General features: G+C 64.3%; 10 protein-coding genes. 4 read left to right on the top strand and 6 right to left on the bottom strand.

Annotation, left to right across the window (positions count from 1 at the left end; translation table 11 throughout):
- Positions 1 to 127: 127 nt before the first annotated feature.
- The gene (locus IVB31_RS27435; protein ID WP_179737013.1) at positions 128 to 316 is read left to right on the top strand and encodes a hypothetical protein; all 189 of its coding nucleotides are present in this window, start codon (positions 128 to 130) and stop codon (positions 314 to 316) included.
- Positions 317 to 467: 151 nt separating this feature from the next.
- Here IVB31_RS27435 and IVB31_RS27430 read toward each other — a convergent pair whose 3' ends face one another.
- Entirely contained in the window at positions 468 to 1,268 is an 801-nt protein-coding gene (locus IVB31_RS27430; RefSeq protein WP_247330199.1) for a helix-turn-helix transcriptional regulator, read from the bottom strand.
- A 60-nt stretch (positions 1,269 to 1,328) separates the two neighbouring features.
- Here IVB31_RS27430 and IVB31_RS27425 point away from each other — a divergent pair, with 60 nt between their 5' ends.
- Together IVB31_RS27425 and IVB31_RS27420 are read left to right on the top strand one after the other, a co-directional pair.
- The gene (locus IVB31_RS27425) at positions 1,329 to 2,501 is read left to right on the top strand and encodes an MFS transporter (protein WP_247330197.1); all 1,173 of its coding nucleotides are present in this window, start codon (positions 1,329 to 1,331) and stop codon (positions 2,499 to 2,501) included.
- A gap of 361 nt (positions 2,502 to 2,862) precedes the next feature.
- Entirely contained in the window at positions 2,863 to 5,130 is a 2,268-nt protein-coding gene (locus IVB31_RS27420; RefSeq protein ID WP_247330195.1) for a cation:proton antiporter, read from the top strand.
- On the opposite strand, the gene IVB31_RS27415 is transcribed toward IVB31_RS27420, so the two are convergent.
- Both IVB31_RS27415 and IVB31_RS27410 read right to left on the bottom strand, forming a co-directional pair.
- Positions 5,127 to 8,285, bottom strand: coding sequence for a multidrug efflux RND transporter permease subunit (locus IVB31_RS27415; protein ID WP_247330193.1), 3,159 nt, complete (start codon positions 8,283 to 8,285; stop codon positions 5,127 to 5,129). The genes IVB31_RS27420 and IVB31_RS27415 overlap by 4 nt on opposite strands.
- A 25-nt stretch (positions 8,286 to 8,310) precedes the next feature.
- Positions 8,311 to 9,501 (bottom strand): efflux RND transporter periplasmic adaptor subunit, encoded by a 1,191-nt coding sequence (locus tag IVB31_RS27410; RefSeq protein ID WP_247330191.1) that lies wholly within the window; start codon positions 9,499 to 9,501, stop codon positions 8,311 to 8,313.
- Positions 9,502 to 9,806: 305 nt separating this feature from the next.
- On the opposite strand from IVB31_RS27410, the gene IVB31_RS27405 reads away from it, so the two are divergent.
- Positions 9,807 to 10,613, top strand: a complete 807-nt coding sequence (locus IVB31_RS27405) for an ABC transporter substrate-binding protein (protein WP_247330189.1) — start codon at positions 9,807 to 9,809, stop codon at positions 10,611 to 10,613.
- A 37-nt stretch (positions 10,614 to 10,650) separates the two neighbouring features.
- On the opposite strand, the gene IVB31_RS27400 is transcribed toward IVB31_RS27405, so the two are convergent.
- The 3 genes from IVB31_RS27400 to IVB31_RS27390 all read right to left on the bottom strand — a co-directional run bounded on the left by IVB31_RS27400 (position 10,651) and on the right by IVB31_RS27390 (position 13,559).
- The gene (locus IVB31_RS27400) at positions 10,651 to 11,826 is read right to left on the bottom strand and encodes a beta-propeller fold lactonase family protein (protein ID WP_247330186.1); all 1,176 of its coding nucleotides are present in this window, start codon (positions 11,824 to 11,826) and stop codon (positions 10,651 to 10,653) included.
- Between the two features lie 168 nt (positions 11,827 to 11,994).
- Complete coding sequence (locus IVB31_RS27395; RefSeq protein ID WP_247330184.1) at positions 11,995 to 13,068, bottom strand: hypothetical protein; 1,074 nt, start codon at positions 13,066 to 13,068, stop codon at positions 11,995 to 11,997.
- Positions 13,069 to 13,109: 41 nt separating this feature from the next.
- The gene (locus IVB31_RS27390; RefSeq protein WP_247330181.1) at positions 13,110 to 13,559 is read right to left on the bottom strand and encodes a cupin domain-containing protein; all 450 of its coding nucleotides are present in this window, start codon (positions 13,557 to 13,559) and stop codon (positions 13,110 to 13,112) included.
- Positions 13,560 to 13,595 lie beyond the last annotated feature (36 nt).

Here is a 13,595-nt window from a genome sequence, read left to right as displayed (position 1 = left end):
CGCCGGAAGGCGCACCTGGCTTCGAGCGACCTGGAACAATGCCCCGGCGATCTGATTGGGAATTGTTACGGCTGAGCTCGGACAGACAAGGAAGTATTCCTGTCTTTATCTCAGGAAGGAGCACCAAATGGATGACGAACGAAAATCATCAAAAGCGGGCGAACGGGCCGCTGAAGGCTTGCGCGAGGCAACCGCCAAGGAAGAAGCGAAAAACGAGAGCAAGACCGGGCACGATCTAGCCAAGGGCGCTGATCGCTTCGAAGAACGCTCTAAAAGCTCCGATGGAAAAAGCGCAGAAGAAAAACAAAAAGGGTAAGTGCAGACCCAACGCTGGGTTCCTGGTCGGGCGCCCTCGACCTTGATGTTCGCTCTCGCCGTCAAGCGCAATAGCAGACAAAGAATTGCACGCTTGGATCAAAGCTATCGATCAAAGCACCAGTTGGATCTGCTTTGGTGCGCAACGACGGCTACGGCTTCCCCGCAAACTCGGTCGGCGTACGCCCCGTCACCTGCCTGAACGCCGCCGAGAACGCCGGCACGCTGGCATAGCCGAGCTGGGCCGCGAGCTGTTTCACCGACACATTGGCGTCCGTCGACAGAAGCTGGATCGCCGCCGCAACCCTTGCGCGCTGGCACCAGCTCTTGAAGCTCAATTGCGTCTCTGTCGAAAACAGTCGCGACAGCGTGCGCGCGGAGGTTCCGACCTCGCGTGCCAGCGTGTCGATGTCATGCAGGCCGGTGGGATCGTCGAGCACGATCAGGGCCGCGCGCCGGCAGCGCGGCTCGTGCGGCAGCGGCACGAAAGTCGCGGAATCCTCGGCCTGGTGCAATTCCAGCATCACCAGGCGCACCAGCAGCCCGGTGCGCTCTTCGGTATTGCGGGCATCGAACAACGCGAGGATGGCCTGGTTGAGCAGCGGTGACACCCGGACCACGAATTCCTTGGTCAGGCCCTTGAGGCGCTGCTCGCGCTTCAGCCAGGACAGGTCAAAATAGAGCGTACGCATCTCGATGTCAGCGAGCAGGTCGATGGCGTGCTCGAGCCCGGCCGGCACCCAGACCGCGCGATCCGGCGGCACCAACCAGCGTCCCCCGGGCGTCGTCACCTGCATGGTGCCCTTGGCGGCATAGATCAGTTGCGCCTCGCGGTGCATGTGCAGATCGATCCGCATGCCCTTGGGATAGTCGCGCGCAACCAGATGCACGCCCGCCGGCGAGCGATGGTTGCTCCGGACCTCCCGGAGGATTGGCGTCTCGACGACAGTCATTGGCAGCATCCCGTCATGCGCCCGACATATAACTCATTTCGGAGCAGGAGAGGATTCGGAATGAACAGCCCCAGCCGGGTGATCAGTTTCGTCAACGCAGGCCATTTCATCGATCACTATGCGATGCTGATCTTCGCCGCCGCCGTGATCATCATGGGACCGGCGCTCGGCATGGCCTATTCGGAACTGCTTCCGTACGCGACCCCGGGCTTCGTCGCCTTCGGCGCGGGCTCGCTGATCACCGGCTGGCTGGGGGACCGCTGGAGCCGCCGCCACATGATGCTGATCTTCTTCGTCGGCATCGGGCTCGCCATGATCTCGGTCGGCTTCGTGCAGACGCCTGCCCAGCTCGGCGCGGCGCTGTTCACAATCGGTATTTTTGCCTCGATCTACCATCCTGTGGGCACCGCGATGATCGTGTCCTATGCCGACAAGCTCGGCCGCGAGATGGGGCTGAACGGCGTCTGGGGCAACCTCGGCGTTGCCTCGTCGGCGCTGGTGACAGGCGTGATCGGCCAGTATCTCGGCTGGCGTTTTGCCTTCATCGTTCCCGGCATCGTCACCATCCTGATCGGCATCGCGTTTGCGATGATGGTGGTGCATGAGGACCGCAAGGGTGCCAGGCAGGCCGCGGCGCAGGCGCGCGTGGCGAAGAAAGACATGTGGCGCGTGATCCTGTCGCTGCTGATCGTCGTGATCGCGATCTCGACGACGTTCAACGCGGTCACGGTGGCGCTGCCAAAGCTGTTTGCCGAGCGGCTTGCGGATCTGACCGAGAGCCCGGCGCTGTTAGGCGTGATCGCCGCCTGCGTCTACGTGTTCGGTGCCATGACGCAGTACACGATCGGCCGCTTGCTCGACCGCTATTCGCTGAAGACGGTGGCGCTGCCGCTGTCCTTCATGCTGGCGCCGTTCCTCTATCTCGCGGCGAGCCTGTCCAATCTGCCGCTGATTCTTGTGTCGATCGGCATCGTCATGGGCGCGTTCGGACAGGTGACGGTGAACGACGCCATGGTCGGCAAATACACCAGCGAGGAATGGCGCTCGCGCGCCTACGCCGTGCGCTATTTCATCGGCTTCACCGCCGCCGGCGCCTCTGTCGGCCTGGTCGCCTGGCTCTACGAGCAGGGCGGCTTCGTCACTATGCTGCACGCCTTCGCCGCACTCTGCCTGCTGGCGATCGCCGCCGCAATCATCCTGCCCCGCGAGATCCGGACGCCGCAGGCGGCGTGAGGGGGGCCGCCTCGCGCAGGCCTCTCCCGTCATTGCGAGGAGCGCAGCGACGAAGCCATCCAGACTGCCTCCGCAGAGGGACACTGGATTGCGTCGCCGCGCTCGCCATGACGGGGAGTGTGGGGCATGCCCGGCACACCAACCACGATAACACTATGCCGGTGTTTTGCCCGACGGAGCAAGCCGTTTCGGCAAGGCCGAAATTTCTCAAGCTTTTTCAATCCCATCTCTACTGTGCATGGGGTTGTTTTCGACCTTTTTGTTTTGGCCTCCGTCCGTGAGACGGAGGAACCCGCTCCGCCTTTTGCGGGTTCTATTGCCTCAGCCCCTTGCGGGCAGATAATGGGGAAATGACACCTGCATGCAGTGGAGCCTGCTCCGACCGGTCGGCCTCGTCCCTGCGGCGCTTGTCCTCACCACCATTGCGGCCAGCGCCGAGGACGGCAAATCGGCCGGTCCCTCGGAATTCCTGCTGGTCGCGCAGATCGTGCTGCTGATTGCCGTCGGGCGCGGCCTCGGCGAGATCATGCAGCGGATCGGCCAGCCCTCGGTGATCGGCGAATTGCTCGCCGGCATCCTGCTTGGCCCGTCGCTGTTCGGCTGGCTCTGGCCTGAGGCGCAGCACGCGATCTTCCCCAAGACGGCCGAGCAGAAGGCGATGCTCGACGGGATCGCCCAGTTCGGCATTCTCCTTCTGCTTCTGCTCACCGGCATGGAAACCGACCTCAAGCTGGTCAGGAAGGTCGGCAAGGCCGCCATCGCGATCTCGATCGCCGGCATCCTCGTGCCCTTTGCTTGCGGTTTTGCGCTCGGCGAGTTCCTGCCGGACGCATTACTGCCGAATCCGCAGGCCCGACTGGTCGCCTCGCTGTTCATGGGCACGGCGCTGTCGATCTCCTCGGTGAAGATCGTAGCTGTCGTCGTGCGCGAGATGAACTTCATGCGCCGCAATGTCGGCCAGATCATCGTCGCGACCGCCGTGATCGACGACACCATCGGCTGGATCATCATCGCCGTCATCTTCAGCCTGGCCTCGCACGGCACGCTGGATATCGCCTCGGTGGCGAAAGCCGTGCTGGGCACATTCGCCTTCCTCGCCGTCAGCTTCACGATCGGCCGCCAGCTGGTGTTTCAGCTGATCCGCTGGGCCAACGACAATCTCGTCAGTGCGGCGGCGGTGATCACGGTGATCCTGCTGCTGATGTGCGTGATGGCACTGATCACGCATCTGATCGGCGTCCACACCGTGTTGGGCGCTTTCGTCGCCGGCATCCTCGTCGGCGAATCCCCGATCCTGACACGGCAGATCGACGAGCGCCTGCGCGGGCTGATCTCGAGCTTCTTCATGCCGGTGTTCTTCGGCCTCGCAGGCCTCAGCGCCGATCTCTCGGTGCTCCGCGATCCCAATCTCCTGATGCTCACCGGCCTGCTGGTCGTGATCGCCAGCGTCGGCAAGTTCGGCGGCGCCTTTGTCGGCGGCACCCTGGGCGGCTTGAACACGCGGGAATCGCTGGCCCTCGCGAGCGGAATGAATGCCCGCGGCTCGACCGAGGTGATCATCGCGACCATCGGTCTGTCCATCGGCGTGCTCAGCCAGAACCTGTTCACGATGATCGTCACCATGGCGATCGTGACGACGATGGCGATGCCACCGATGTTGCGTGCGGCGCTGGCCCGGCTCCCGATGAACGACGAGGAGAAGGCGCGGCTGGAGCGCGAAGAATTCGAGAAGCGCGGCTTCGTCGCCAATCTCGAACGCCCCTTGCTCGCCGTGGACGAGAGCGTCAACGCGACTTTCGCCGCCCACATCGCCGGCCTGATCGCCGGCATGCGCGGCTTTCCGATCACCGTGCTGCATATCGGCAAGCGCGCCAAGGAGCAGGAGAAGGACCGTGACGAGGAGGAGAGCCACGAGGCCGTGGTGAAGAAGGCTGCTGAAGCCGTCGCCGCCCATGGCGACAGCGATGCCGGCAGCGTCGACGTCGTCACCCGTGCGAGGCGTGCCGAGCTCGGCGAGACCATCGCCGACGAAGCGCGCAAGGGGTTTGATCTCCTCGTCGTCGGCGTCGACAAGGTCACTGCCGCCAAGGACCGCTTCGACCGCAAGATCGAGGACATCGCCGCGAAATTCGACGGACCGCTCGCGATCGTGGCGGCCAAGGGAAAACACCTGAAGGAGCCGATGCCCGACGCGCTCAACATCCTCGTTCCCGTCTCCGGCAGCGGCGTCTCCAAGCGCGGCGCCGAGGTCGCGGTGGCGCTGGCGCAGGCGGGATCAGGCTCGCTCCGGGTGATCTATGTCGCGACGACGCGGGACAAGGGCGCCCAGCGCGGTGCCTCCCGCGGCTTGGGCCAGGAGGCCGGCATCCTGAAGGACGCCAGCGATCTCGCTGCCCGCTACGAGGTCGACATCACCACGACCTTGCGCGTGAACCGGGCGCCCGAGGCGGCGATCCTGCGCGAGATCGAGACCACCGACGTCGATCTCGTGGTCATGGGGGTCGATCGCATCCAGGGCGATCATCTCTCCTTCGGCGGCGTCGCCGACGCCGTGCTCAGGCAGGCCAAGGTCTCGGTGTTGCTGGTGTCGAGCGGCGAGGGGCGGCCGACCTCCACTGAGAAGGCTTAGGACTTCACCTCGGCCACCGCCGCTGGCTTCGGCGCCTTCTTCGACGCACGCCAGTTCTCGAAGCGTTGCACCACCACGAAGAAGGCCGGCACGAACAGCACCGCGAGGCAGGTCGAGGCCAGCATGCCCGAGAACACGGTGATGCCGATCGACTTGCGGGCGCTGGCACCGGCGCCGGTCGCGATCACCAGCGGCACCACGCCGAGGATGAAGGCGAACGACGTCATCAGGATCGGGCGGAAGCGGGCGCGTGCGGCTTCGATGGCGGATTCCAGCACCGGCTTGCCGTCGCGGCCATGCAATTCCAGCCCGACCTCGACGATCAGGATCGCGTTCTTCGCCGACAGCGCGATCAGCAGGATCAGGCCGATCTGGCAATAGAGATTGTTGTCGATCTTCAGGCCATTGAGAATCAGCATCGGCCCGATCAGCGACAGCGGCACGGCGAGGATCACCGAGATCGGCGCGTACCAGCTCTCATACTGGCCGGCGAGCACGAGATAGACCAGCAGCATGGCGAGCCCGAACACCCAGTAGATCTGGTTGGAGACGGCCTTCTCCTGATAGGACATCGCGGTCCATTCGAAGCCGGTGCCCGGCGGCAGCGTCTTGTCCGCGATCTCCTCCATCAGCTTCAGCGACTGGCCGGAGGAGTAGCCTTGGGCGGGCAGGCCGATGACGGTCGATGAGGGATAGAGATTGTAGAGGCTGATCAGCGAGGGGCCGGTCGCCGGCGTGATCGTGGCGACGGTGCCGATCGGGATCATGTCGCCGTTGGAGTTGCGCACCTGCATGTTGGCGATGTCGCGCTCGGTGACGCGGAAGGCGGGATCGGCCTGGGTATAGACCTGGAACACGCGGCCGAACTTGTTGAACTGGTTGACGTAGGAGGAGCCGAGATAGGTCGAGAGCGCCGCGAACACCTGGTCCGTGGTGACGTGCAGGGTCTGGGTCTTGATGCGGTCGATTTCGACCTTGAATTGCGGCACCGAGGAGCGGAACGAGGACTGGACCCTCTGCAGCGCGCTCTGGCTCTGGCCGTTGCTGACCATCGCGCCCGTGATGGCCTGGAGCTTGGCGAAATCGCTGTTGCCGTCGCGCAGCTCGACCTGCATCGAGAAGCCGGCGGCGTTGCCGATGCCCTGGATCGGTGGCGGCGGCAGCACCAGCGTGCGCGCCTCCATGATGACCGCGAGCTTGTCGTTCAGCCCGTAGACCAGCGAGCGCAAATCCTCGCCCGGTCCTTTGCGGGCGTCCCAATCCTTCAGGATGATGTAGGCGACGCCGGCATTGGCAAGGCTGGCGCTGTTGTCCAGCGCCGAGATGCCGGCGATGGTGATGACCTGCTGGACGCCGGGCGTGTCCTTGATCAGCTCGCTCGCTCTGTCGAGCACCTTCTGGGTCCGTTCCAGCGCGGCGCCGTCGGGGAGTTGCACGGCGGCGATCAGATAGCCCTGGTCCTCGATCGGCAGGAAGCCGGTCGGCACCCTCGACAGGCCGTAGCCGCCGATCCCGATCAGCACCAGCGCGAATGCGACCGAGATCGTGCTGTTCCTGCACAGCAAGCCGATGAGCCGGATATATCCCCGCTCGACACGGTTATAGACCGCGTTGAAACCGCGGTAGAAGAAATTGCGTTGCTCGGGCGGCACCGTCGGCCGCAGCCAGAGCGCGCATTGCGTCGGCTTCAGCGTCGCCGCGTTGATGGCGGACAACAGCGCGGTCGCGGCGATCACCAGCGCGAATTGCGAATAGATGCGGCCCGTGAGGCCGGCGAGGAACGAGGCCGGCAGGAACACCGAGATCAGCACCAGGGTGATGCCGACGATCGGCGCGAACAGCTGATCCATCGCCTTGATCGCGGCGTCGTGGCCGTTCATGCCCTGCTCGATGTTGTGAGCAGCGCCCTCCACCACGACGATGGCGTCGTCGACGACGATGCCGATCGCGAGCACGATCGCAAACAAGGTCGACATGTTGATGGTGAAGCCGAGCGCCGCCATCGCGGCGAAGGCGCCGATGATGGTGACTGGCACCGTCGTCGCCGGCACCAGCATCGCGCGCCAGTCCTGCAGGAACACCAGGATCACGACGAGCACCAGCAGGCCGGCCTCGATCAGCGTCATGTAGACCTCGTGCACCGAGGCCTGCACGAATTTGGTCGTGTCGAACGGCGTGTCGTACTTCATGCCTTGCGGGAAGGCCTTTGCGAGTTCCGCCATCTTCTTCTCGACGGCCTGCTCGACCTGGAGTGCATTGGCGCCGGGCGACTGGAACACGCCGATGCCGGTGGCCGGCTGCTTGTTGAGCGAGAAGATCTGGCTGTAGGTCTGCGCGCCCAATTCGACCCAGCCGACGTCGCGCACCCGCGTGACGTCGCCGCTGGTGCCGGTCTTGACGATGATGTTTTCGAACTGGGTGGTGTCGTCGAGCCTGCCATTGACGTTGAGCGTGTACTGGAACGCCTGGCCCGACGGCGTCGGCGGCGCGCCGACCTGGCCGGCGGAAACCTGCTGGCTCTGCTGCTGGATCGCCTGGATGACGTCCTGCGGCACCAGTCCGCGCACTTGCAGCTTGTTCGGATCGAGCCACACCCGCATCGAATATTGGCCGGCGCCGAACACCGTGACATTGCCGACGCCGGGCAGGCGGGAGAGCTCGTCGCGCAAATTGATGGTGGCGTAGTTGCTCAAATAGAGGCTGTCGAAAGTCCTGTCCGGTGAGGTCAGCGTCACAAACAAGAGGATCGAGGTCGACCGCTTCTGCACGGTGACGCCCTGGTTCTGCACCGACGTCGGCAATTGCGACAGTGCGCTGGAGACGCGATTTTGCACCAGCACCTGCGCGAAGTTGAGGTCGGTGCCGATCTTGAAGGTCACGGTGAGCGTATAGGTGCCGTCGGACCCGCTGTAGGACTGCATGTAGAGCATGTCCTCGACGCCGTTGACCTGTTGTTCTATCGGCAAGGCGACCGTGTCGATCACGGTCTTGGCGCTGGCGCCGGGATAGCGCGTGGTCACCTGCACGGTCGGCGGCACCACATCGGGATATTGCGCGATCGCCAGGTTGAACAGTGCGACGCCGCCGATCAGGATCATCAGCAGCGCGATGACGTTCGAGAGGACCGGCCGCTCGATGAAGAATTTTGAGATCATGGCCGGCGGCTCCTATTTGCAGATCTTACTTCGCCGCCTGCGGCTGCTCGATCTTCGTCACCTGCGGGTCGATCTTCTGCCCCGGGATCACCCGCAGCAGCCCCGCGATCACCACGCGGTCATCAGGCTTCAGGCCGCTTTCGATCACGCGCAGGCCGTTGTCGATGGGGCCGATCTGCACCTTGCGCTGCTCGACTGTGTTGTCGCCGTTGACCACGAGCAGATAGCGACCACCCTGGTCGCTGCCGAGCGCGGTGTCGGGGACGAGGAGGGCGTCCTTCTCCTGGGTGAAGGGCACGCGGACGCGGACAAAATAGCCGGGCAGCAGCACCCGCTTGTCGTTGGGCACGAGGCCGCGCACCGCGAGCGTGCCGGTCGACTGGTTGATCGTCGGCGCGACGTAGTCGAGCTTGCCTTCGTGCGGATAGCCGGCCTCGGTCTGCAGGCCCATTTGAATCGGAAATTGCTTCAGATCGGCGGCGGTCAGCCCGCGTCGGGCGGCCTCGGCGCGGATGCGCAGCACGTCCTGCTCGTTGACGGTGAAGTTCACATAGATCGGGTCCATCGCGACGATGGTCGCGAGCTGGGTCGGGGAGGAAACGCCGACGAGCTCGCCGACCGAGACCATGTGGGCGCTGACGATGCCGTCGAACGGCGCGGCCACGTTGGTGTAGCCGTAATTGACCTGGGCGAGCCTGGTATTGGCCTGGGCCTGCTGGAGATTGGCCTGCGCGTTGTCGCGCGTCGATGTCGAGGTATCGAGCGTGGCCTGCGAGACCGCCTGGCGCTGCACCAGCTCGGCCTGCCGCTTGTAGTCGGCCTCCGCCTGCTTGAGCGAGGCCTGCGCGCCGGCCTCGGCCGCCTGCGCCTGATCGAGCTTCAGCTTGTAGGTCTCGGGCTCGACCGTGAACAGCTGGGTGCCCTGTTTGACGAAGGCGCCGTCCTGGTAGTCGATGGATTGCAGGAAGCCCTGCACGCGCGCGACGAGATCGACATTCTTGATCGGCGCGGTGTTGCCGGTGGCCTCGACATAGCGTGTCACCGCGCGCTGCACGGGCGCGGCGACGTCCACCTTGGGCGGCGGCGGGGCGACGAAAGTGTTCTTGTCCTCGCAGCCGGTGAGCGCGGCCACGGCCATCGCGGCGGCCAGTACCCGCCTGACATGTCTCCACGCTCCGTTGCGCTGTGCGGAACGAGCGGAGTTCGCGCAGGTCATTCGGTGGCCCCCCGGTTGCTGTCTATCGGGGCGGGAGGCTACCAACAAATGCCCGGCCGTGGAACACCATAGCCATGGCAGTGGTCGGGTGGCAGCCTCGGATGACACCCATCGGGTAGCGGTCATGGGCCTTGCACTGCAAACCGCGCCGTGGCCGTTGACAGTTTTGCCGTGACAAACCGCTTTTCATCGCGCGCACGATCGAAGAGAATTATGTCAATGGCCCAGCGACGGCGCGCAAAGCGGTCGGGATAAACAAGAGCGGAAGAGAACAAGAGAAGAAGAAAAGGTCAGGAGATCATGACATGCCCACGTCTCGCCAGTCGGCCCTTGCCGGCCTCGCTCTTGCTGCAGTGCTTGCCATGCCCGCGCTAGCCGATGGTTTGAAGGACGACATCGCCCCGACCGGCAAGCTGCGGGTCGCGATCGCGATCAGCCCCGCGGGCGGCGCGTTCTGGTCGACCAAGACCGAGGCCGGCTATGCCGGCGTTCCCGTCGATCTCGGCAGGGAGATGGCCGCCCAGCTCGGCGTTCCCGTCGAATATGTCGTGCACCAGAATTCCGGGCAGATCACCGACGCGGCCGGCAAGAGCACTCTTGAAAAAGGTGCTTGGGACGTCACCTGGTTGCCCAAGGATCCCGAGCGCGAGACCAGGATGATGTTCGGCCCGATCTACGAGGTCGCGGACGCCACCTACATCGTCAAGGCGGGATCAAGCGTCACCAATTTCGCCGCGCTCGATCAGGTCGGCATCAAGGTGGCGGCTGTCAACGCCACGACCACGATGCGCGGCGCGGTCGCGCATCTGAAGAACGCGAAAGTCACGGGCTACCAGACCTATGACGAGATCTTCGGTCTTCTCAAGAGCGGCGAGATCGACGCCTTCGCGCTGTCGCGCGACCAGCTCAACAAGATGGCGCAGAAGATTCCGGGGACGAAGGTGCTGGACGAGACCTTCAAGAAGACGGTGACCGCCGTTGCGGTTCCGATCGGCCACAGCCAGGCATTGGCGTTCGTCAGCAAGTTCATGACGGAAGCGACGACCAACGGCACCTTGCGCAAGGCCTATGACAACAACGGTCTGAAGGACACGCCGATAAGGACCGAGTAGGGCAAGCGGCGCAGGATGACTGCGCCGCGCTTCGTTCCTACGGCTCCGCGGTGCGGATGCCCGCGGGGCTCACCTGCATCTTCAGCGTGGACGTCTTGTTCAGCGCGGTGCCGTTGAACGAGAAGGCGATGAGTTCGCTCTCGACCATGCACTGGGCGACCAGATGCTTGGAGTCCTTGGACCACACCATGCCCTGGCACCAATGGCCGATCTTCGCTTCCGCAACCGGCGCGAGCTCGGTGCCTGAAATCCTGTAGACCTTGAGCAGGCCGAAATCGTTGAAGAACGGCGAGCTTGGCGGCTTGTTCGAGCCGTTCATGACGGTCACAGCGACGTAGTTGCCGTCCGGGGACATCTTCACGGCTTCCGGCGTCTGGCCGACGCTCACCGTCGTCACGACGCGGACCGGCTTCGCCGTCAGGTCGATCAGGCTGATCGAGTCGTTGTCGCCGCTGCTGGCGCCGACATTGCCGACGATGGCGACGGCGCTGCCGGTGAGGTCGATGTCGTAGGGGCGGATGCCCGCAGAGAGGTCGCGCTTGGCGTACTCGACCTTGCTCCCGTCCACGGTCAGAAGGGAGATTTTGCTGTCGCCGTCGCGGGTGACCAGCGCGGTCGCGCCGTCATGGGAAAAGACGGCGTGGCTGGGTCCTGATTTGGCATCGCCAAGCTGGATCTTGCCGGCGGGCGCCAGCGTGCCCCCGCTGATCGTGAAGACCGAGACCGTGCCTTCGCTGCGGTTCGCAACCAGGGCCAGCGTACCCGCGCGGTTGATCGAAACGCCGGCAGCGCCCGCGCCGGCCTGCAAGGTCGCCAGCACTTTGGGCGGAGTGGATTTCAGGTCGATGACAGAGACCTTGTCGTCGGGCACCGTCTTGGCCGGATCCGCAGGATCGAGCTTCATCGCGCCGGTGACGAGGGCGAACGCACCGTCCGGCGCAATTGCCACGCTCGGCGGGGGGCCGACGACGCTGGCCGGGGCAGGCACTTCGCCAAGAAGTTTCAAGGCACCGTCGGTGAAGTCGATGACGCTCACCGTGTCCGGCAGTGGCTGCTTGCGTACCACGGCGTTGCCGTTCTCCAGCACCATCTTGCCGTCATTGGCAGTGACGACGATCTCGGCATGCGCGGCGAAATTGGCGAGGCCCGCCAGCGACGTTGCGATCAAAGCGCATGCGGCACGGTGCGTGCGCTTGCGAAAAGCGGCTGTCATGTTTCCCCCCGACATGTGTTCTTGTCCGGGGAAGCTAAATGCACCGGGCGCAGGACGCAACAACCATGCGGCGACCGTTTTGCCTTTGAAGACGCTAGCCGGAGGCCACAAGGCGGTGAGCTAGCGCTTGCCTCTCACCCGCGTGCCGCGCGGCGAGCCACTAGCCCCTCAACGCGGCTTGATCTCCGCATATTTCGCCATCGCCTTCTCGAACTTGCGCTTGAACAGCCACATCGCCGCGAGAATCTCGCGGAAGCTGGCCGACGTCCGCGCCCGGTCAGCTTGTCCAAAAGCAAAAATGCTGTTGTTGCGCAGGTGCTTCATGATCGTCGGACTGGACACCCTGTAGTTCAGGAGATCGCCGGACTTGAGCGCAGACCGCGTCGGCGTCGGGATGATCTGGATCAGCTCGAACAGCTTCATCTGGTCGATCGGGTCGGGCAGCGTCTTCACGATTGCCGGGATCTCTCGAAAGACATCCGCGTGCGCGTTCATCAGGCCGTCGCGCACGTTGGTCCAGTGATTGAAGCGAAGATCGGTGCCGCGGGCGCGCGCCTCTTCCCTGTCGTCGCGCGGGCTCAGCTCTGGATCGGCCGCCGCGATCTCGCCCTTGATGGCCTCCCATTTCCTGCGGCCGTTGCGGTCCTCGGACGGGCCGGTCTGGAAGCTGCCCATATAGGTGTTGGAGCGCCCGTTGCGGACATTCTGCTTGCCGTTGGTCTCGGCAAAGAACAGCCCGAGGCTGATCCGGCCCGCGGCTTCGGCATGAATCGGCGCAAGTCCCTTGGCGCGCGCGATCGCGCCGGCGAGATCGACCACGTCCTTGAACGGCGTCGCCGAGTTCTGTGCGCCGGCCGGCGGCGCCTCCATGATGTCGAACAGCTTTCCGTATTCGTCGATCAGGGGCTCGATATCGGCATCGAAATAGGCTGGTGGTATCTCGAACTTGTTTGGCCTTCCGATCCGCGACGGCATGGCGTCGGTGAGATCCTTGTAGCTGCTGATGACAGCGACGCGTGCCAGATAGATGGCCTGGCCCGGCAGGTTCGGCAGTGGCTCCTTCGCGTCGATCTGGCGGCGCCGCTCGGCAAGGATGAATTTGAAATCGCCGAGCGCGCGGTCATAGGTCGCCAGTGCTTCCGACTGCTTCGCCGTCAGCGTTTGCGCCTGGCCGACAGCAAACGTCGCGAGGATCAGCGCAAGCGCCGCGATGGTTGCAATGGCAGGACGTCTTGCAGGCATGGCCGGTTCCCCCAACGATTCGTCGGTCGGGGGATCGTAGCCTAGTCGTTGGCCTCCGGCGGCAGGAAGTCGACCTCGTGCTGGGCCGAGATGCGCACGACCTCGGCCGGGTCGGTCAGGTCGTGGAGTTGGTTGAATAGCGCCTCCAGCTTCTGCATCGGCGAGACCCAGAACAGCGCGCGGGCCGGCTTGTCGGACTTGTTGAAATAGCCGTGTGGAATGCCGCGCGGCAGGCGCACGAGATCGCCGGCATGGGCCTTGACCCATTGGCCGTCGAGCTTGAGGTCGAGGGTGCCCTCCTGCACCAGGATGAATTCGTCCTGGGTCGGATGGATATGCACCGGCACGAACTGGCCTGGCTCGCTGTTGGTCTCGAAGGCGAAGGTGGACTCGGTGACGGCCTTGGGGAAATAGACTTGGCCCAGGATGTTCCAGCTCTTGCCGCCATAGCCCGTGCCGGCAGCGGTAATGCCCTTTTCGAGTGCAGTCATGGCTCGCCTCCGATGGAATTCTGATGGCGCGGAGTT

The organism is Bradyrhizobium sp. 21 (assembly GCF_023073335.1).
Taxonomy (GTDB): Bacteria; Pseudomonadota; Alphaproteobacteria; order Rhizobiales; family Xanthobacteraceae; genus Bradyrhizobium.
Note: the sequence above shows the minus strand (reverse complement) of the source record. Positions and strands in the feature narration are given on the sequence as shown.